This is a genomic window from Microcoleus sp. S28C3, from assembly GCF_036700785.1.
Lineage (GTDB): Bacteria > Cyanobacteriota > Cyanobacteriia > Cyanobacteriales > Microcoleaceae > Microcoleus > Microcoleus asticus.
Window position 1 is genome coordinate 6726 of sequence record NZ_JAUBPO010000060.1, and the last position, 20178, is coordinate 26903.

The 20178-nt window shown below is 47.1% G+C and carries 15 protein-coding genes; 3 read left to right on the forward strand and 12 right to left on the reverse strand.

The window, feature by feature from the left end; all coding sequences use genetic code 11:
- From QUA13_RS18370 to QUA13_RS18395, 6 genes are all read right to left on the reverse strand, one after another.
- The coding region (locus QUA13_RS18370; RefSeq protein WP_333200739.1) for a tetratricopeptide repeat protein at positions 1 to 971 on the reverse strand (971 nt) is incomplete at its 3' end.
- Entirely contained in the window at positions 968 to 2311 is a 1344-nt protein-coding gene (locus QUA13_RS18375; protein WP_333200741.1) for an ATP-binding protein, read from the reverse strand. The genes QUA13_RS18370 and QUA13_RS18375, both read right to left, overlap by 4 nt.
- A 146-nt stretch (positions 2312 to 2457) precedes the next feature.
- Complete coding sequence (locus QUA13_RS18380) at positions 2458 to 2976, reverse strand: Ycf51 family protein (RefSeq protein ID WP_333200744.1); 519 nt, start codon at positions 2974 to 2976, stop codon at positions 2458 to 2460.
- 136 nt (positions 2977 to 3112) lie between these two features.
- On the reverse strand, positions 3113 to 4174 hold the full coding sequence (locus QUA13_RS18385) for an adenylate/guanylate cyclase domain-containing protein (protein ID WP_333190085.1): 1062 nt from the start codon (positions 4172 to 4174) through the stop codon (positions 3113 to 3115).
- Positions 4171 to 4545 carry a response regulator gene (locus tag QUA13_RS18390; RefSeq protein ID WP_172190694.1) on the reverse strand — a complete coding sequence of 125 codons (375 nt, stop codon included), beginning with the start codon at positions 4543 to 4545 and terminating at the stop codon, positions 4171 to 4173. The genes QUA13_RS18385 and QUA13_RS18390 overlap by 4 nt, the downstream gene beginning before the upstream one ends.
- Complete coding sequence (locus tag QUA13_RS18395) at positions 4538 to 8251, reverse strand: response regulator (protein WP_333200746.1); 3714 nt, start codon at positions 8249 to 8251, stop codon at positions 4538 to 4540. The genes QUA13_RS18390 and QUA13_RS18395 overlap by 8 nt, the downstream gene beginning before the upstream one ends.
- A 77-nt stretch (positions 8252 to 8328) precedes the next feature.
- On the opposite strand from QUA13_RS18395, the gene QUA13_RS18400 reads away from it, so the two are divergent.
- Entirely contained in the window at positions 8329 to 8541 is a 213-nt protein-coding gene (locus tag QUA13_RS18400; protein ID WP_333200748.1) for a hypothetical protein, read from the forward strand.
- Between the two features lie 597 nt (positions 8542 to 9138).
- On the opposite strand, the gene QUA13_RS18405 is transcribed toward QUA13_RS18400, so the two are convergent.
- From QUA13_RS18405 to QUA13_RS18415, 3 genes are all read right to left on the reverse strand, one after another.
- Entirely contained in the window at positions 9139 to 11655 is a 2517-nt protein-coding gene (locus QUA13_RS18405; protein ID WP_333200751.1) for an MASE1 domain-containing protein, read from the reverse strand.
- A 553-nt stretch (positions 11656 to 12208) separates the two neighbouring features.
- Entirely contained in the window at positions 12209 to 13537 is a 1329-nt protein-coding gene (locus tag QUA13_RS18410) for an ABC transporter substrate-binding protein (RefSeq protein WP_333200753.1), read from the reverse strand.
- 64 nt (positions 13538 to 13601) lie between these two features.
- Complete coding sequence (locus QUA13_RS18415; RefSeq protein ID WP_333200755.1) at positions 13602 to 14552, reverse strand: RsmB/NOP family class I SAM-dependent RNA methyltransferase; 951 nt, start codon at positions 14550 to 14552, stop codon at positions 13602 to 13604.
- A 414-nt stretch (positions 14553 to 14966) separates the two neighbouring features.
- Between QUA13_RS18415 and fmt the strand changes: the two genes are divergently transcribed.
- Positions 14967 to 15965 (forward strand): methionyl-tRNA formyltransferase, encoded by a 999-nt coding sequence (gene fmt / locus QUA13_RS18420; RefSeq protein ID WP_333200757.1) that lies wholly within the window; start codon positions 14967 to 14969, stop codon positions 15963 to 15965.
- Positions 15966 to 16049: 84 nt separating this feature from the next.
- Here the strand turns inward: fmt and QUA13_RS18425 are convergent, their stop codons facing one another.
- The 3 genes from QUA13_RS18425 to QUA13_RS18435 form a co-directional block, all read right to left on the reverse strand.
- Positions 16050 to 17291 (reverse strand): exonuclease SbcCD subunit D, encoded by a 1242-nt coding sequence (locus QUA13_RS18425; RefSeq protein ID WP_333200759.1) that lies wholly within the window; start codon positions 17289 to 17291, stop codon positions 16050 to 16052.
- 158 nt (positions 17292 to 17449) lie between these two features.
- Positions 17450 to 18025 carry a Uma2 family endonuclease gene (locus tag QUA13_RS18430; RefSeq protein WP_333200762.1) on the reverse strand — a complete coding sequence of 192 codons (576 nt, stop codon included), beginning with the start codon at positions 18023 to 18025 and terminating at the stop codon, positions 17450 to 17452.
- Between the two features lie 88 nt (positions 18026 to 18113).
- Positions 18114 to 19391 (reverse strand): ATP-dependent DNA ligase, encoded by a 1278-nt coding sequence (locus tag QUA13_RS18435; protein WP_333200764.1) that lies wholly within the window; start codon positions 19389 to 19391, stop codon positions 18114 to 18116.
- A 351-nt stretch (positions 19392 to 19742) separates the two neighbouring features.
- On the opposite strand from QUA13_RS18435, the gene QUA13_RS18440 reads away from it, so the two are divergent.
- Complete coding sequence (locus QUA13_RS18440) at positions 19743 to 20048, forward strand: glutaredoxin family protein (RefSeq protein WP_172190977.1); 306 nt, start codon at positions 19743 to 19745, stop codon at positions 20046 to 20048.
- The last annotated feature ends 130 nt before the right edge of the window (positions 20049 to 20178 follow it).

A 20178-nucleotide genomic window follows, 5' to 3' on the forward strand; every position in this document is an offset into this window, starting at 1 on the left:
AAGGCTTTGTCGTAGGAGGCTATCGCTTCTTCCTCTCTTCCTAAATTACGCAGTGCAATGCCCCGATTGTTCCAGGCGTCGCGATAATCTGGTTTGAATTCTAAGGCTTTGTCGTAGGAGGCTATCGCTTCTTCCTCTCTTCCTAAATTACGCAGTGCAATGCCCCGATTGTTCCAGGCTTCGTGTAAATCTGGTTTAATTTCTAAGGCTTTGTCGTAGGAGGATCTCGCCTTTGCATATTCTTCAGCAAAGTCATGCAATAAACCTTGTTCATAAAACAATTCTGCTTGTTGTTCTGGTGTTTGCCCATCCTCATCAATTAAAGATTGAATCCTCACCAATTTCCGTTTCCGTTCTTGGGGAGTCAAAGCTAGATAATCTTCTTGCTTCCATCTTTCGGAACAAGCCTGCCTTGATTCTAGTTGCAGCAGTTCTTTATCCATTGACAACTTAAATAAACTCGATCGCCAATCAAAGAAATCCGGCGCCCGCTGAATAAAATAATCAATAGCAAACTTAGGCAACAGAAAAACAAAACAGATTTTAAAATTATCTCGAAATCGTTCTCGCTGCTGGTTTAAATTAATTAAAACAGGCGGCACACCCCGCCAACTATAAGAGTAAATATCCTTGCTTTCCCAGCCTAGCTCCTTTTTTTCTTGTTCGTATTCATAAAGTGAATATTCTAAACCCTGGACGAATAGGACATTGATGCGATCGCGATTTGGCAACTCTTCAATTAGATTGTAAAAATCATAAACCGATTCCTTCAGCCGCAAAACCTCAATTTTTTGCTGCGGAATATCTGTTTTAACTCTAGCAATCCAGCGTTCTCCCTCCGCCGGCGAACACTCCACAAATAACAAGCTAAAGCCTTTTGTCCGCTTGATAGTGCGTACCAGATCTCGATATTCTTCCTCCGGTTCTGCTGGTGGTAAATCTTCGTCCCAATCAATTGCTTCTGGTTTCATGACTGAAGTATAGCGACTGCTTCCTTAAATTCCGGAATGCCTTTAATTAGCGGGTGAACATCATACCAAGACTGGATGTCTTCTTCTTCATCCAAGTATCTGTATTCCAAAATACAGCGACTAAATAGTAAATTGCGGTGCTGTTCGTCATTCAGTATCCGACGAGAAAGAGATACTTGTGCTAAAATAGACCATTCATTGTGTCCGGCAGTTTTGCGGTAGACATCCCGCAGGTTCGTAATCGCCCTTTTCGCTGCTTTCGTAGTAATGGGCAAATTATCCGTCTTCTTGATAGCTTCTTGCATCATCAACATCAAATTCCTGACGTGGCCTCCACTCATCAAACACAGCCCTTCTAGAGTTTCTGCGGTGTCAAAAAAATCTGTTTCTAAAGATAAATGCGGAGCGACTTGTTTTACCCGCTTCTCAATCAACTCTTTCATTTTAGCAAGTCCCGGCGGGTGAACTTCACCGCTGGGTTTGCGTACCATAATCATCGGTAGGACTTGGGGAGGATTGCTATAATTATTACTTAAATCGGCAGCGCGGTTAGAATGCACCATCGAAATCGGTACGGTGTAAACTACGTGACATTTTAAAGCTTTGAGTTGTTCGCTGCGGTCTAAGAAAATTTCATCGAGATTGCTACGTCCCCCTAGGTCTTTGGAAAACGGCACAATCCGATCTAAATTATCGGCTATCACCACCAGTTTTGAATATTTGCTGGGCAATTTATTTTTAGCATTGACAATAAACTCATTCAACGCATCAATCAGGGTTAATGTGTAGGGATTAACTTTTTCTCGAATTTTTTGGCGCAAACTCGGTTCGTTTCTCACATTCGCCGTCAGCTTGGCAAACTGAGAAATTTGCAGTTCTAAGCTCAATTTTTCAAACGATACTTCTGACAGGGCTAAATCTTTTAAATCAGCCCAGCGGTTTTCCATCCAATCGCGCAAAGGTTTTGGGTCAGCATCTTTAATGGCTTCTAAAAAGTGCCTGGTGCAAGCGAGCAAAATATCTGTGTATTCTGTATCTTCGGGATTGATATCTTGTTCGTCAGCAGCGAAATAAACGACAAAATAACCTTGTTTTTTTAGATGATCCTCTAGGCGCAGCAATTCGGTTGACTTTCCCGCCCCCCGGTGTCCGGCGTATAACTGATACTGATAAGTCATCTGTTTGGAACGCTGAATGTTGCGGCCCAAGTCTAGGGTAATATTGTCATCTCCTCGCACTTCTTGACAGTCAACATATTGCGGGTCGCCTGCTGGTAAGGGATAAAATGGGTTAAAGGCATCGGTGAGGTCTGTTAGTAATTGTTCTGTATTTGGATTCATAATTTTTTTTACTATTTTTGGTTTTTTATAGGCTCAACCGCAGATTTAAGGCAGATGAACACGGATAAATGCAGATAATTTTAACAAGAGCGATCGAATCTATGCAAAAGGCTGGGTGCACATGGCGCACCCAACACTCACTACTTTTAGGCTTGATATTTTTTCAGAATAGCAACTTTTTCGGGGAAGATTTCGATCGCCATTTTGTCATCATCACGAGTCGCGAGCGATCGCCTCACCTCGCCCAAAAACAGCGGCTGCGACAGCCCAGGTTCAGGATGTACAACTGTACGAACCCGGATTGTCATGTAGTCTCTGCCCCTTCCAGACCGCCCTGGAGAGTACAAATCCGCAGCCACTTGGCGCATCGTTGCTTCTAATTCCGATTCGGTGATCGAAGGCGGCACGGTAACTACTGTTTGAGCGCCGCCAGTATCGTAAACTAAAGAATAGCGAACTGCACCGGGAATTTCTGTGCGAGTAAACAGTCCCAAACCCAGACCGAATATACTCGCAGCGACTACGGTCATAAAACTTGTCACTCCTACCAATCGGAAGCGAATACCCCATTTGAAGATAAATGCTATAACAGTTAGAATAGCCAAGGCTGCTGTTAGAATTCCCGCCCATTGGGCGTAGATTAAAAGGTTAGAATTTACGCTCATTTGTCAATTTGGTAATTGGTCGTTTGGTCATTTGTCATATCGTTTTCCGTGGGATGGGCACGATCGAGTCAAAGTCAATAATTACACCTTCCCCCACTCCCCACTCCCCATCATTCCGGTGCAACCGGAATTGATATCATGAGGCGTTTCGGGCCACAAGCAGATAAGTCATCATATCGCCTTTCCCCTTCACCGGAATCACGCCTCGCTCCTCAAAAACATACTTACCCCGCAGGCGCTCGTAGGTAGCAACTGTCACTTGAATGCTGCCGGGGACGCCTTGAGATTCCATCCGGGAAGCTGTATTTACCGTATCTCCCCACAAATCGTATGTAAATTTTTTAGTACCGATTACCCCAGCTTCCACCGGGCCTGTGTGGATGCCGATGCGGATGCTGAGCGGCTGACCTCCCTTGGTACGGATCTTAGTCATTGCTGCTTGAATGTCTAACGCCATTTCGGCGATCGACTCGGCGTGGTCGTCGCTGGGCGTCGGCAAACCGCCAACAACCATATAAGCATCGCCGATCGTCTTAATTTTCTCAAGTCCGTAGCGCTCGGCCAACTCGTCAAAAGCCGAAAAAATCTCGTTGAGCAACTCCACCAACTGGGCCGGCGACAAATGAGCCGAAAGCTTAGTAAAACCGACCAAATCGGCAAACATCACTGTTACCTCAGCGAAACTGTCGGCGATCGTACTTTCCCCGTGTTTCAGGCGCTGCGCGATCGCCTTCGGTAAAATATTTAACAGCAAACGCTCCGACTTTTCCTTTTCCAGGGCCAACTCGTGTAAATACGCCTGTTCCTTATCCCGCAGCCGCTTCTTTTCCAGACAAGCGCTAATCCGAGCCTTGAGCAATACCGGATTGAACGGTTTAGAAAGATAATCCTCCGCCCCCAACTCAATACACCGGACGATACTGTCGATATCGTCCACCGCCGAAATCATAATCACCGGGATATAGCGCAACTTTTCGTCCGCTTTCAGATTTTCCAGCACCTGATAGCCGTTCATTTGCGGCATCATAATGTCTAGGAGAACCAAATCAAAAGGATCTCTTCGCAACATTTCCAGAGCTTGGAGACCATCTTCAGCAACAGTGACCAAGTGGCCTTGACGCTGAAGTCGGCGGGCCAGCAAATCGCGGTTTACCTCATTGTCATCAACAACCAGCACGCTGCCCTCGTCACCTTTCATGTCATGGCCTCTTTCAGAAGCGTTTCAATTTTACCCAAAAGTCGGGGAAACTCCACCGGTTTGGTGTCGTAGTCGTCGCAGCCGGCGGCCAGACACTTTTCACGATCGCCCGCCATTGCGTGAGCCGTCAGAGCAATCACCGGAATCGTGCTAGTTTCAGGAGCCGCCTTAATTTGCTGGGTTGCTTGCCACCCGTCGAGCACTGGCAGACTCATATCCATCAGAATCAAATCGGGTACTTTCGCGAGCGCCATCGACACCCCCTCAGCACCGTCAACAGCAATAAAGACCTCGTGTCCCTTGCGGGCCAGACGCCTGGAAAGCATATCCCTATTCATTTCGTTATCTTCGACCAACAGGATTTTAGCCATTGGTGTTCTCCTTGCCTTTCGAGTCGTACCTGCGATCGAACCTGTCATTCACTATAGAGCGAACATCGCGCAACAAAGTATCGCAACTGTAGACTCCTTTTTTTAACACCCGATCGACACAACCGTTAAGCTGCTGGCTTTCGGCCGGTGTCAGGTCTTTCCCCGTGAGCACAACAATCGGTATTGGATCTCCAGAGTACGATTTGCGAAGTTCGCCGATCAACTCAAAACCATCCATTTCTGGCAACATCAAATCCAGCAGGATCAGATGCGGTCGGGCAATTTCTAGCCGAGAGAGAGCCGCGCGCCCGCTGTCAGCCTCCGTTACTGCCCAGCCTTGTCTTTCTAGTATGCGTCGCAGTATTTCCCGCGTGGCAACGTCGTCTTCCACAATTAGAATCTGACAGGTCAAATTGTTACTTGCAACGCCGTCTTGGTCGCGCCGGTACTTGTTCAACAAGGCAGCCAGCCGTTTGCCGTCCACTGGTTTGGTGAGGTAGTCCGAGGCACCCAATGCAAAGCCGAGGCTTTTGTTGCCAACAAAGGATAGCAGGATTACGGGAATTTCGGCAAGATCTGGATCTGCCTTCAGCGCTGAGAGTACCGCCCAGCCGTCCATTCCGGGCATGATCACGTCGAGGGTAATCGCGTCTGGCCGCAGTTGCTTAGCGAGCCGGAGAGCTTGCTCGCCGCCGCCGGCGACTTCGATGTGCAGTCCTTGGCGAACGAGGGCGCGCTGGATCAAATCCCGCGATATCGGGTCGTCATCAACTACCAGCACCGTGCCGACAGCGGGGGCGACCGGAGGGCTAGTGCTGTCGCGGACTTTGTTGGCGATTTCCGGCTGTTGAATCGCGCTGGGCAAGAGCACGGTGAAAGTGCTGCCTGCGCCCAGCGTGCTGCTGACCTCAATGCTGCCACCCATCATATGACAGAAGCGCTGGCTGATAGCTAGTCCCAAACCCGTGCCGCCGTACTTGCGGGTTGTCGAGGCGTCAGCTTGGGTGAAAGGTTGGAAAACTCGCTGCAATTGCTCTTTTGTCATGCCGATACCGCTGTCGGCGACGCGGAAACTGAAAAATTCGGAGTTGGAAATTAAAATTTGGGAAGATTCCTCTTGATTGTTCATTTTTAATTGTTCATTTTTAATTCTTTCCACCCCGATCGCAATTTTCCCGTTTTGGGTGAACTTGGCAGCGTTGCTGAGCAGGTTGAGCAGCACTTGCCGGACTTTGGTCATGTCGGCGTGCATGGTGTCGAGGTTGTCCGGACAGTAAACTTCTAGGGTATTACCGTTTTTCTCGACCAGCGGCCTGGCCGTGGCGACAGCACTTTCAATTAAGGGATGGATGTCGAAGGTTTCTAAGTAGAGATCCATTCGGCCTGCTTCAATTTTAGAGATATCTAGGATGTCGTCGATCATCGACAGCAGGTGTTTGCCGGCGCTGCGGATTTTTTCGAGGTCGGGGACGAAAGCTTCGTCGCCCAATTCTTCGGCTTCTTCTTTAAGCATTTCGCTGTAGCCGACGATCGCATTGAGCGGTGTGCGCAGTTCGTGGCTCATGTTGGCCAGAAATGTGCTTTTTGCCCGGTTGGCTGATTCTGCTGCTTCTAGGGCCGACTGCATGGCGGATTCTGCCTGTTTGCGATCGGTGATGTCTTGGACTGTGCCTTCGTAATACAAAACGCTGCCGGTTTCGTCGCAGATGCTGCGCGCGTTTTCGGAAATCCAGATCGTGCTGCCGTCTCGGCGGTATATTTGGGATTCAAATTTTGATATTTGACGGCGCACCCCCAATTGGGCAATAAACTCGCCGCGTCGCTTGGGGTCTACGTAAAGTTGGCGGTTGAGGTTTGCGAGTTCGGCGAGCATTTGGGTAGATGATTCGTAGCCGTAAATGCGGGCTAGTGCGGGATTGGCACTGAGGTAGCGCCCGTTTGGGGTGGTCTGGAATATGCCTTCGACTGCGTTTTCAAAGATGCTGCGGTATTTTGTTTCGGATTGTCTCAAGGCTGCTTCTGCTCGCTTGCGCTCTAGGGCATTGGCGACCATTTCTCCTACCATTTTTAGCTGTGTGGATATTTCGGGCAATGGATTTGCTATTTGCTTTAAGGCATCGAATCCGAGAAATCCTACTAGGTTTTTACTGCAAATTAGGGGAATAATTATCAGCGATTGGATATTTTTTAGCTGTTTTTTTGATTCTAAATTATTGAGGGAAGCGCCAATCGAAGGTATTGAGGCGATTGCTGTTTGATTGGCTGTTGTGGATGGGGAGTCTCTCTGGAATTCTGCTGGATTTTGACCGATAAAATAGCCAATTTCAGTTTTGGCTGGGGGCGCGAGTTCGCCGATTTCAGGAATATAGAGGCATTCGGCGCGATCGAGCTTTTCTGCGATCCAAGGGATTTGTGCGATGTTTATTTGTTTTTCGGTGCTGCCTTTTATTACCGGAATGCCGTCAGCGCACCACTCGTAGGTTTTGTCGGCGCGGGTTTTGTCTTGAGATAACAGGTAGATGTAACTGCGGTCAAACCCGCTCAAAGTGGCGATCGCTTCCAGAGTTCGATCGATGCTTTTGTCTATTCCCGATGCGGCCTGACTGATGAAATGGGTTGACCAACTGGCAATCAACTGATTTAATTCTACTTGATACTGCAAAGATTGTTCTACTTTTTTGCTATCGGTAACGTCTCGAAAGCTCCCGACTCTCCCGACTCTGTTCGCTCCGACTTTTTTTGATGGTAACGAATTTAATTCGATAATTTTTACGTCTTTATGTTCTAATAATTCGCTGATTTGAGTATCTGGATCTGCCGACACTTCGCTCGCGTTTTGGAGAAATCCTTGGGGGACTTTTAATTGTTCTCGGGCGAAGGGGAATCCTGTTTCGATATTTTTTTTAACAGTGCCGAAGGTCGATCTGCTCAAGTTTCCTTGGCTGGCGGATAAACCCCACATCTCGACAAATTTTTGATGATAATTGCATATATTGCAGTTTCTGTCAACCGCTATAATTCCAGCATCTGTATATTCTAGAACGGCTTGCAGCATCGAGAGCGATTGCTTGTGTTCTCTAATGTCAAAAAACACCAAGAATGATATTTCGCCGCCTTCAACTGCGGGATTGAAAAAATAGGAAACTGGTAAAATCTTGCCGTCGCGGCACAGAAACTCGTCGTCCCAATTGCTGCAAGGTTGACCGGAGGCGATCGCCTCTTGTAAACCTAGTGTAGGTGCGATCGCTGCATCTTCACTCTTGCTTGGCAACTGTTTCCGAGGCGTCAAAACTTGGGATTTCTTGCTTTGATTTTGCTGGCTGGCGATGCGCTGTAGCAGAGAAACGCCTGCAAGTTCCGACTCTCGCCACCCCAGCAAGCGTTCGGCCTCTGGATTCACCGAAATGACAAACCCCTTCGCGTCAAGGATACACAATCCCGCCCCCAAATTGTTGACAGTGGCTCGCAGCCGATCGATTTCTGAAGCTGCTGGAGAGTCTTGAGGCGACTGGGGCGAGGATATCAAATCCTGTAGCGCCACCGGAGCGGAGTTCAAACAAGCCTGCAGAGGTTCCTGCTCGCTCCGAGCTCCGTCGTAGCTACAACTTACCTGCTCTAAGAATAGCTGCCACTGCTCGGCATTGGGAGGGGGGGACTCGCTGGCTAAACCGAGCTGTTCGAGTTGGCGCTGGAGGTGAGAATGCATAATTTCTGGCGCTTTGTAGGCAAATTTATACAGTATATCTTTTTAATTAATAGTATATATACCCCGCTATACAGTTAGTGGAAAGGTACGGGATCGAACTTTCTCATAGGTTTGAGCGAAAAGCCGATCGAGCATCTCTGCTCTCCAAAATCTTTCCAACTGCGCTAATTATATTTATAGCAGATGTTGAAGGCCCTTCGGCTCCCTTCGGCTTCAGGATCGGGCAAGTCGCTCAGGATAAAAAGAAGGAAGAAGGAAGAAGCAATAAAAGCAAGGGTTTTAGCAATTAAGAACGTTTTTACCCTATGGACGCTTTCTATAATATTATCAAAAATTTTTCGATTGTCACCAAACCCATGTTCTGAATGTTTGCCGCACACTCAAAAATGGTATCTTATCAAGTTAACTTACGATCAAAAACCAGGTTTCTGCCAAAACTCGCTTTTTTGACGGCCTGACTTAGGTGAAGAAACCGAGTTTCTGGAGGGAGCAATATCAAATCCGGTTAGATAGGAATGATACCGAGCGTGCGAGCACGGCGATCGCACTGCACTCTGATTATTCCGATGCCAGCAGAAACTCTATCAGGACTTTGTTACTTACTGCGAACTTAATTATGGTTGCAGAGTAAAACATGATATTATACCTCTTTTTAAGAATAAAAGTAATAAAAATAAGTCGATCGATGTGATAAATTATAAAAATTGCGCCCGACGGTTAAGAATTTTTCATTATTGCTAAAAAATGAACTCTGATATTGCAACTTCAGTCTTCCTTCTTGCTTCTGTTATATGGTCAAAATCTCCATACCTGCTAGCGAAAGAATCAGCAAATTGCGGAGGCTAATAAATTTAGTAGCAACAATTGAAAATAACTGTTAAAAAATATTATTTATCAGAGTTTTCGGTTGATATCGAAAGGTCGGTAAAAATAGCTGGCAGCCGAATTATAAAAGTAGAACCTTTATCTAACTCGCTGAATGCGGTAATGTCTCCGCCCATCATTTCGCAGAATTTCTTAGTAATCGTCAGCCCCAAACCAGTACCGCCGTACTTCTTAGTAGTTGAGGAATCGGCTTGCGTGAAAGGATCGAAGATTCTGGCTAACTGTTCGGGACTCATGCCAATGCCAGTATCTGTGACTGTAAAAACGATCCAATCTTGAGGGGAAGATAAGAGAGACAAGCTATTTTCAGCTTGGCCATCTCCTCTATACGCTCCAAATTTTTTGCCTTTATTTGCAGAGTCGGCGGGGGTTTCGACGGAGCGGGTAACGGCGAAGGTAATCGCGCCGGAGCAAGTAAATTTCGCGGCATTGCTGAGGAGGTTGAGCAGAGACTGCCGGAGTTTAGTCAAGTCGGTCTGCATCGAGCCAATATCCTCGGGGCATTGTATTTCTAGGATATTGCTATTTTTGTCTGCCATCGGCGCGATCGTGGCGGCTACTTCTTCAACCAGATTTACAATGGTGAAGGTTTCGAGGTGCAAGTCGATGCGGCCTGCTTCAATTTTCGTCAAGTCGAGAATATCTTTAATTAGCACTAGCAAGTGCTGGCCGGCCGTGTTAATTCTCTGGAGGTCGTCGATGAACTCTTCGGCACCGAGGTCTCGGGCGTCTTCTTGCAGGATCTCGCTGTAGCCGATGATAGCGTTGAGGGGGGTTCTGAGTTCGTGACTCATGTTGGCGAGAAAAATGGTTTTCGAGCGATTTGCAGCTTCCGCAGCTAATGCGGCCCGGCGGAAATCTTCGGAACGCAAGCGTTCGGTGATGTCGCTGGTCATGATTAAAACGCACTGAGTGCTGGCGAGGTCGATGAGTTCCACTGACAGCAGCCAGTCGCGCACTTCGCCGGCTTTGGTGCGAATTTTGATTTCTTGGTTGCTGATCGAATTTTGTGCTTGCAAAATCTGGGCTAGCCGCCGCCCGTCTTCTGAATTGACCAAGATTTTTAACTCGCTGGCGGTGCGGCCGATAAATTCGTGCCGCAGCCAGCCTAATGAGCGCAAAAAGCTTTCGTTGGCATCGAGGAAGCATCCGTCTGTGAGGGTGCAGATGCTAATACCGACTGGGGAGGCGTGAAAGGTTTTGGAAAATCTTTCTTCTGAAGAACGCAGCGCGGCTTCTGCCCGCTTTCTGTCTGTGATGTCTTGGACGGTGCTGGTGATGTAGAGGAAGTTGACCGCCGCTTGTTCGTAGACTGTGCGGTTGCTGCCGTCGGGGAGTACGAGCCTGTAGTCGATGCTGTAAGGCTGTTGCTGAAATAAAGCTGCTTCGATCGAGGTTTTGACTAATTCTCTGTCTTCGGGGTGCACGTATTCCAAGAAGGCTTCAAGGCTGGGTTCAAAAGTTCCCGGTCGCTCTCCCAGGATGCGATAAATTTCCTCTGACCACCGCAATTGCTGGGTGTTGCGGTCTAAGTCCCAGTTGCCTAGTTGGGCGATGCGCTGGGCGTTGGCGAGGCTGGCTTCGCTGGCGCGCAGCGAGGCTTCTGCTTGGTTGCGTTCGGCGACGGTGGCGGCTAAGACTAAGCCGGTGACGGCGATGACGGCGATGAAGGCTTGCAGGGATAACAGTGCTTGGGGGATGCTGCTGGCGTGTTTGAAAAAGGGGCCGCTGCTTCGGGCTATGCCCCAGATGGCGAAGCCGCAGAGGATGAAGTTGGAGAGGGCCGTGTAGCGCTGGCCAAATCGAAAGGCAGCCCAAACTACTAGGGGAAATGGTAAGTATTCGAGGGGATAGCGGGCGTAGGCGGCGCGGGTGCGCGAGCAGAAGACGAGCCAGCCGACTGCTAGCAGCAGCAGCAGCCAAATCGCTCGTTCAGCTATCTTTTTTTTGCGATGGGTGGAGACTTTGGGGAATTGTTGCCACGCCAGCAGCAGCGGGGCGACGAGCAAAATTCCCATAGCGTCTCCCACCCACCAAGTCCCCCAAATCGTACCAAAATTGCTGCAGCTAGATAAACTGCTCAGGCATACGACAATGCTGCCACTGGTGGAGCTGATCAGGGTAGATCCTAAGGCTGCTAGTCCGACTATTCCTAAAACGTCTTTGAGCCGATCGAGCCGTGCGCTAAAGTTAATGCGCTGCAGTAGATAAGTTCCCGTCCACGCTTGCAGGGTTCTGGCGCCTGCCGAAATCAATGCCGTGCCGATGTTGGCCGACGGTGCGCTCATGCTGAACAGGAAGCCTCCGATCGCGATTCCCGGCCACAGTTGCCGCCCGAACAGCAGCAGGGCGACTTGGGCAATTCCTGCTGCTGGCCACATCGGGTAAATTTCTGAACTGAGCGTGAGGGTGGAAACGGCGAATTGCGACGCCCCATAGTAGGTCAGGGCGATCGCACCTACTGCGAGGAAGTACCGCCAGGAATGTCCTCTGATGGCGTTAAGGAACTTTGTCTGCATGGTCGTTTGGGGAAAAGGTTGACGGTTGTTGGGGTTTCAGTAGGTGGCACGGGACGGGCACAGGGTAGGGAAAATGTTTCTATTAAGTGATGGTAGGTCATGGGTGGTAGGTAGGGGGAGAACCTTTTGAGCTAATTTTTTGTGGCGCCGTTGAAGGTTCGGTTTTTTTTTGCTGTGCGATCGAATCTGCGCATAAATTTCGGGACTAGCCGTTTTTTGCCAATATATCTGTAATGACTAAGCATTTGGTTTGTAAATTTTGGGTTTTGTTAAAAATTTATTACCGAGGTACAGCCGGCGTCTTTTAGTGTCGGGCGATCGCAACTCGATTTAACCTAACATATTGCACCCTTGTCAATAATACCCAAGCAACCGATAACATCGACACAAAATCTCAGCTTTCAGGTAAGCCCAAGGCAAGAAACTCGGTTTCTGACTATAAGTGCAGGCAGAAGTGATTTTAACTGGATTTTCAACCAATTAATTGATGCTTCAAGTCTTTTGATTCAATACAGTGAAAGCAGATAATTTACAGCAAATTTTTTTTTATTCTCTATTTCCCTTTGGCTGTTGCAATATCTAAGGTTAGTGTCAAACGCTCTTGAGATTCTTTAAGGGCGTCTTGGGGGTTGCGGCCGAGAAGGGTTGCCTCTATGGCGCGACCGAGGTTTTCTGACAGGCGGGAGTAACCTGAAATAATGGGTCGCGCTCTGGCTGAGTTCATTTGCTCTAAAAATACTCGCAAAACAGGGTTTTTTTCCACAAAGCTTTGATAAGCTTGGCTCTGTCTCGATTTTAAGTTAATTGGCAAGTAACCTGTTCCCAATGCCCATGCTGTTTGGAATTCTTCACCTAGAACGTATTCTAAGAATTTTAGGGCTGCTCGCTCTCGTTCAGGGGAGGTTTTCATTAAAAATAGGTTTTCACCGCCAACGACGGCTGCGGGGCGTTTGAGGGCGGGTATCGGCATCACTGCGTAGTCGATCGGGCTTTGCTGCAATTGTGCTAACGTCCACGGCCCGGTGATTTGCATGGCGACTTTACCGGCGATGAAGTTGTCGAGTTCGTAACCGCGTTCTGGTGCTGACAGTATTGCTGAACCTTCTTTTAACAAGTCTCTCCACAATTCTAAGGCGGCGCGAGAACCGGGATTGTCTATTTGGGGTACGGGAGTTTGAGGTGTTGCGGCTTTGAGTTCGCCGCCTGCAGTGAACATGAATGGCAGCCAGGTAAATACTGTCCATTCTCCTTTGCCTAGGGGGAGCACTATGCCGTGTTGGTCTGTGCGACCGTCTCCGTTGGTGTCTCGCGTGAGCGATCGGGCTGCTTGCTTTAATTGCGCCCAATTCTGCGGCACTTCTTTGATTCCTGCGGCTTTAAATAAGCTGGGACGGTAAAATATGGCGGTGTTATTTGTACCTAGGGGAACTGACCAAGTATGTCCGCCCAGTTCCATTGACTCGAAGAGTGCCGGGTCGATTTCGGCTTTCCGGGGCGATTTGTTAAGCCAGTTTTCTAAGGGTTGAATTGCGTTGAGTTCTGCTAGCTTTCCTGAAATTGTGGCACTATTCCACAGCAAATCCGGCGGTGCATTTCCAACTATTGCTGTTAGTATTTTTGGGAGTTGTTGGTCTGGCTGGCCGATGTAAACTGGTTCGATCTGGATGTTGGGATGCGTTTTGTTGAATTTGTCTGTGAGGGTTTGAAATACGTCGCGATTTGGTGGAGGATTGATGCCGTGCCACAGTGTAATTTTAATCTTGTCGCTGTTTTTTTCTGGGCTTTCACAGCCGCTTAATATTAGCAAATTTAAAATAAGTAAAATGCAAGCAGCTAGTTTGAGTTGCATTTTGAGGGCTTGGGATAATTTTGATAAAATCATTTTTTAGTTGTATTCAGGAAAGAAGTTTTTTTAACCGCAGATGAACGCCGATGGACGCGGATAGTTAGAGGTTGGTAAAACGAGTTAAATCTAGAAAATCGGCTGGTAGCTGATTTCTCTCTCCATCCGAGGTGTTTTGAAACAAAACGGTGAAAGCTCCTGCTCCTAGTTTATCTTGCGGCCACATCCGATAGCAAGGAATTGCTGTCAGGTGCGATCGATATTTTTCTAAATGAGGAACAGTGACTGGCTGAAATTCGGGAAATTTGCTTAACAGCCATTCGCTGACTTGTTCGTTTTCTGCAGTTGAATAAGTGCAGGTCATGTATGCAAGATAACCTTGCGGCGCTACAATTTTAGCAGAATTGGCTAAGATTCTTTTTTGGCGGTTGGCATTGCTGTTGATGGTGACATGATGAAAGCATCCGGGTGCTTTGTCTCCTTTTGCTAAGAGTGATTGACCAGTACAAGGAGCATCTACTATTACTAAATTAGCAGTTTGTGGTATTTTTTCTGCAAGTATTTTTGAATCGACGTTAGCGGCGGCGGATGGTAGAATTTGGCAGCGTCTTAAATTAGAGATCAGCATTCCCATGCGTTTGCCTATGACTTCGTTGCACAACAGCAATTCTGGGTTTAATGTTTTCCAGGCAAATATACTTTTTCCTCCGGGCGCGGCGCACATATCTAAGATTAGTTTGATGGGCTGCGGTATTGTTAATAAGGTGGAGGCGGCGAAGATTGAGGAAAAGTCGAGACAGTAGTAATGTCCTGCTTGATGTAAGGAATGTTTTCCCGGCTTTGATTCTAAAGCCAGTCTATCTACAAAGTCTGGTTGCCAACTAACTGGATGTTCCAGAATAAATGGGTTTTCTGTAGGTTTTGGTTGCAGCCACAAGATGGCAGGATTAAAAGGTTGGGGATTGGTGACGGCGTGAATAAATTTTTCTTGTTCTGCGGTGTCGGCAAATAAGCTGCGGCTGAGTTTTAGCAGGAGATTCGACGGTTTTTCCATGTTCGAGGAGATATGATAAGATTGAGATTAGCAGTAAGCCAGGTAAATTCGATGATAATTCCTAGTGTAGAACAGTTATAGTTAACTTGAGAAGAATGGAGGCAAATGTTGTTGCGTCTATCAAACCAATTGCTTTTGAGCGTTTGAGTCGAGTGGCACCTGATTACGAATCGAGATCCTTTTTGCCGATCGCACAAGTCGGAACTGTTCTCGAAGTGTATAATCTAGGAGCAAACTAGCATTATTTGAGCTAACCAATAAACATTACATGGGTTCGGCGGGTGAAAACACTCCTAAACTACCTTGTATCATAGCTCCTACGCGCTTAATAGTCTCTACAATATACTATGGTTTTTTGCCATTACCTACTTGATGACTAATGACAGATAACTACTTACTAATAACGAAGAATCTATGAAAATTGTCTTTTTTGGCACTCCCGATTTTGCTGTTCCTACTTTATCTAGTTTGCTAAGTCACCCAGAGTTTGAGGTTGTGGCTGTGGTGACTCAGCCGGACAAACGCCGGGGAAGAGGCAATCAATTAATGCCTTCACCTGTAAAAGATGTGGCTTTAAATCACAGCCTCCCGGTTTGGCAGCCGCAGCGAATCAAGAAAGACGCTGAAACAATTGCTAAGTTGCGGGAAGCGGAGGCGGATGTGTTTGTGGTGGTGGCTTACGGTCAAATTCTGTCTCAAGAAATTCTTGATATTCCTAGTTTGGCTTGCGTTAACGTTCACGGTTCAATTTTGCCGAAGTATCGCGGTGCAGCACCGATTCAGCGCTGTCTTTTTGACGGGGAAAAGACAACAGGAATTACTACTATGCTGATGGATGCTGGGATGGATACTGGGGCGATGCTGTTGAAGGCTTTTGCTGGTATTTCGCTGTTGGATAATGCTGATTCTTTGGCGGATAGGTTGGCGGAAGTTGGGGCGGATTTGTTGGTTGAAACTTTGGTGAAATTGAGGGACGACCAAATTGAAGCTGTTGTTCAAGATGATGCTGAGGCGACTTATGCGCCGATGATTAAGAGTGCAGATTATGTGCTGGATTGGTCGAAAAGTGCGATCGACCTTCACAATCAAGTTAGGGGCTTTTTCCCGGATTGCACGACGACTTTTCGCGGCAATTCTCTGAAGGTGATAGCTACTGTGCCCGTCGGGCCGGAATATTGGCTGCAAATGCCAGCGGATTTGAGAGTTTTGGAACGCGAATGGCCTGTTTTAGCCCAGTTGTCGGGTGCAAATGGGGAAGTTGTCAAGGTTGTGAAGGGCTTGGGGGCGATCGTCCAAACCGGTGATGGTTTATTATTGTTGCGGGAGGTGCAGTTAGCGGGGAAAAAGGTGCAGTCGGGGGTAGATTTTGCCAATGGAACTCGGTTGGCGGTGGGTGAGATTTTTGGGAGTTAAATAGTATATTTAGGGCGGGCAAGATGCCCACTCTATAATATTTGGCAGCAAAATCATCCTGTAATTAGATGCGCGACACTTGACCTAAAATTCGACCAAAACCTCCTGTTTCTCTCCCAACAAACCCTGCGCCGCCTCTAACATACTCTCTGCAACATCTTTCAAATCGTCGCGACTTGCCAGATAAGTTTTCAAAGCTTCTAATGGTTCTATACTATTATTAGCATTCAATTCTGGTAAACGCGGCCTTGCTAACTGACTGACTAATTCCGGTTGAATTGTGTAGCTGTGCGCTTCGCCGAGAAGTGCGTGCAATTCTGCGTTGTCGATTAAATCTAATTGTTCCGATCGCAATTGGTAGATCAATCTCACAACCGCGTCTGCAATCTCCTTCTTCCCAATAGCTTTCACCAGCTCAGCTTGCGGGTTTTCCGATTCGGAAACATTCACTTTAATCGTCTGAAATACCCGCACAGGCAAAGCACAAAATTCCCACTCTGCTTTCCCCCGTTCCAAATTAACTAACACAAAACCCTTATCTTCTTTCTCTTCGCTAAAATCAACTCGTTCGATACTTCCGGGATAAATTACGGGCGGATTGTTGGAAGCATTGAGATTTTGGTGTTTGTGAACGTGGCCGAGAGCAACGTAATCAAAACAAGGGCGAGTTAGCATCGAAACTGGAATGTTAAAACCTTTTCCAACTGCTAAAAAACGTTCGGCGCCCAAACTTGCTTTATCGGCCATTAAGTGCGCTAAAAGTACGGTTGGTATGTCGGGGTTGAGGCGGCGGATTTCGCCTTCCATTGCGATCGTTAGTTTTTCGGTTAATAATTGGTTAACATCGCCCATAGACAGGCTTTCAGTCTCGGAACGTGTCATTAAAGTCGATCGAGTCAACCAAGGCAATGTTACCACCTGTACGGGCCCGCTGCGGGTTTGAATCAGGTGAGTGTCCAGGCGATCGCCTACAATAAACTTAGGTATTCCCAAAGTCCGATAAATCCCCAAACTCGCGCCGCCTTGTCCCTGAGAATGTTGGTCGTGATTTCCTACTAGCAAAACCGTCGGAATTTGCGCGTCCACCAAGCGGCTGAATTGGCGAGCAAAAGCCTCTTTTACAAACGGTGGAGGCGTAGAATCCGGGAAAGCATCGCCGCCGAATATGACTAAATCTACGGGTTCAGAAATTGCTCTATCCATACATTTGCTCAGCGTCGCCGCGAAGTCTTCCAAGCGCGTATTTAAACCAGTTTCTGGATTAATCTGCCCGTGGGAAAAGCCGCTGCCCATGTGAATGTCTGAAAGGTGTAAGATTTTAATCATTTTTTTTATTTGTAAATTATCTTTTGGGTTTGTAGTGAGGACTTCAGCCCTCCTTTAGCTTCGGCAGAAAAACTCAAGTCTTTACTAAGAAGTAGGTTTAAGGTTTTTGTCAAAGTACAGACGAGAAAATTTTACTACTAAAAATCTGGTTTCATACATCACAATACCATGCCTGGGACTTTTTGATAAACTTGTGCGATCGGGCAGCGAAAATCTATACTCCTTAACTCTAACTCATCTCCTTGTCGGTAAGTCTGAGAAACCCAATTTCCCTCAGGGTTGACGCGAAAACACTCAATTTTGATTTCTGATTGAGTTATGAGCACGTATTCCTGCAAACTCGGAGAAGTTTGGTAATCTGCAAATTTATCGCCTCTGTCAAAAGCTGCCGTTGAGGGCGACAATACCTCAACTACTAAAGATGGATATAAAATGAAATCTTCAGTAGTTGAGGTATCTCTTTCGTCGCAAGTCACAGCTACGTCAGGATAGTAATAGCAATTTGCCTCTTCCAGTCGGACTTTTATATCTGATGATAAAACTAAGCATGGCGTATTCAGAAGATGATTTCCCAGTAGCCGAACTAAATTACTACCAATAATAATGTGAGGTTTTTTTGCCCCTGTCATTGCATAAACGTGTCCGCGTCTGTATTCGTGTTTGATCGGGCTTACTCGCTCGCCTTCTAGGTACTCTTCTGGGGAGATGTAAAAATTATTCTTGCTAAGAAACATTGATGTTTCCTCCGATATTTTTATTTAACACTATTGGTTAATAATCGCATACCCGGGTGGGAAACGGCCGTGCCGTTTCCCTACAAATTTAACAAAACTCCAAAAATCGTGCGTGCCACAGTTTGCCGCTTTCCGTCAAACCCTGCGATCGCACTTTAATTTTGACACTTTTGGGGTTAGCCTCGTAGAGTCGGGCAATTTCCTGCATTTCCTCCCCGCTAAACCCGGTTCCCACGGTTCCTACTGGGACTAATTTGCCATCAATTTCTTGCGCTACTTTGACGGCGCTAAACGGCCGCCCCGCAACTTTTGTCGCCGTCAAACCCACAATAAACAAATCGTATTCTTGACAGTATTTAGTCCTCACCATCGGATATTTTTTAACATCTTTGCCGCCCACATAGCGGCAGTTGTGCAACACCCAAACTTCACCTTCTCTATTTTCAGATTCCTGCTGATTGGCCAGGACGAGTTTTTCGGAAGTGGTGCGAAATGTCGGTACAATTTCAAAGGCTGGGGATAAATTAGCCACCATTTCGCCAACTTCAACTCCCGCTGCAATTCGTTCGGATTCTGCCACGGTAGTTAAATCATTGCCTTTGAAAAACAAACTTTTAAAAATGGTATAAATTGCGCTGGGCTGGATTGTGGGAAAACCGCTTTCAATATTAACTGTAGCAGCTTGCGCCCCCGTGCGGTGTTCGCTGCCCGTGCAGCTTTTGTAATACAGTTCGCCGTCTAAAACAAAGGTGCCAATTTTAGCGGCTGTGTCGATTAATGTGCGATCGATCTCAATCGATGCCTGTTGCCGGAGGTTAGTCGATCGCGATTGGTAGTATACTTTCTCTGGCGTCGCGATGACAACTACCCTATTGCCGTCGCGCTTCGGCTGCCCCCAATAATCGGGATTTTCGATATAATAAGAACGATCGCTCGGCGCGTCAACTGGCTGCATCGTCACAATTCTTCCCGGCTGCAAGTGCGGCGGCAATTCGGGAACAATGGGATTGTTGGCAGTTTCTATTTTTGGGGCGGAAGTTGATTGTTTAGCAGGAGCGAAATCGGCGGTAGAATTGTTTAGAGTATTGAGGGCGATCGGCTTTTCTCCTGTTTCCAATTCAAAAGCTCTTTTCCAAAAGCCAAAAGCCATGTCCTGATATCCTTCCGACTCCGCGCACAGTGCAAAACCAATAACTTTTGCCGTACCAATTCCGCGCCCGTAATCAGCTAAATACTGCACGGCCCCCGCTTCACCCATCAAGTGCAATCCTCGCGTGACGATGCGATTGTTCCAGCGTTCTCGAATGTCGGCGCTAATTTTTTTAGCTGCTTTTCGCTTGGCTTCTGCGTATTCGGTGCAGTCCATACTGCCTCCTTTCTGTAGGGATATTTATATACTATACTAAAGATTGATTTATTAGTCAAGGTTAAGTTTACAATTAGGTGTTGTGAATAAATTTAAGTCTTTGATTTGTGAACTAGATTTATTTTTTCACCGCAGAGGCGCAGAGGGCACAGAGGAAGAGAAGAAAGAGAGGGATGGGGTTGTAGTGTTTTGATTGTCAAGCGCGGTAATCTGTTCGCAGCCAATGCTAAGATAACTTCGATCGCGCATTGCGACCAATAAAGCCGTGAGTTGCGTCTTACTCGCGTTGGGTTCGCCAACTTGCGATCGCACGTTCGAGAATTTAATATCAAGTCTAATTGTAGTCTTATGATGCGATTAATTTTGTACAGCAAACCAGGCTGCCACTTGTGCGAAGGGTTGCAAGAAAAACTAGAACAGATTGAAAGCCTCAAGTTTCAACTCGAAGTCAGAGATATTACTGAACGCAACGATTGGTTTGAAGCTTATCAGTACGAAGTTCCAGTTTTGTTTAAAGTGCAGCCCCAGCCAAAAAATTCTGTTGGCGAGGCTGGATTCTCCGCTGAAGAACTGTTACCCCGTCCTTCTCCCCGCTGTAGTGTCGTCCAATTGGAGCAAATGTTACAGAAATATTTGCAAATCGATCCGTCACAATAATACGATTTACGCAAAAACTCACGTCTTAATCCGGGCCTCGGGGTTCGCGGTACGCACTTTACTGTAAACCTGTATGGTGCGCACAGCAAAAGCCTGTAGATAGCGGCTCAAAAAATGTGTTGCGCAAGTC

Excerpts from the sequence above, each read along its gene's own strand:
- QUA13_RS18405 (WP_333200751.1), bottom strand. The coding sequence starts at position 11,655 with ATGCAGACAAAGTTCCTTAACGCCATCAGAGGACATTCCTGGCGGTAC.
- QUA13_RS18440 (WP_172190977.1), top strand. The coding sequence starts at position 19,743 with ATGCGATTAATTTTGTACAGCAAACCAGGCTGCCACTTGTGCGAAGGG.
- QUA13_RS18390 (WP_172190694.1), bottom strand. The coding sequence starts at position 4,545 with ATGGCTAAAATCCTGTTGGTCGAAGATAACGAAATGAATAGGGATATG.
- QUA13_RS18415 (WP_333200755.1), bottom strand. The coding sequence starts at position 14,552 with ATGGAAAAACCGTCGAATCTCCTGCTAAAACTCAGCCGCAGCTTATTT.
- QUA13_RS18375 (WP_333200741.1), bottom strand. The coding sequence starts at position 2,311 with ATGAATCCAAATACAGAACAATTACTAACAGACCTCACCGATGCCTTT.
- QUA13_RS18425 (WP_333200759.1), bottom strand. The coding sequence starts at position 17,291 with ATGATTAAAATCTTACACCTTTCAGACATTCACATGGGCAGCGGCTTT.
- QUA13_RS18410 (WP_333200753.1), bottom strand. The coding sequence starts at position 13,537 with ATGATTTTATCAAAATTATCCCAAGCCCTCAAAATGCAACTCAAACTA.
- QUA13_RS18435 (WP_333200764.1), bottom strand. The coding sequence starts at position 19,391 with ATGGACTGCACCGAATACGCAGAAGCCAAGCGAAAAGCAGCTAAAAAA.
- QUA13_RS18385 (WP_333190085.1), bottom strand. The coding sequence starts at position 4,174 with ATGAAAGGTGACGAGGGCAGCGTGCTGGTTGTTGATGACAATGAGGTA.
- QUA13_RS18380 (WP_333200744.1), bottom strand. The coding sequence starts at position 2,976 with ATGAGCGTAAATTCTAACCTTTTAATCTACGCCCAATGGGCGGGAATT.
- QUA13_RS18430 (WP_333200762.1), bottom strand. The coding sequence starts at position 18,025 with ATGTTTCTTAGCAAGAATAATTTTTACATCTCCCCAGAAGAGTACCTA.
- fmt (WP_333200757.1), top strand. The coding sequence starts at position 14,967 with ATGAAAATTGTCTTTTTTGGCACTCCCGATTTTGCTGTTCCTACTTTA.
- QUA13_RS18395 (WP_333200746.1), bottom strand. The coding sequence starts at position 8,251 with ATGCATTCTCACCTCCAGCGCCAACTCGAACAGCTCGGTTTAGCCAGC.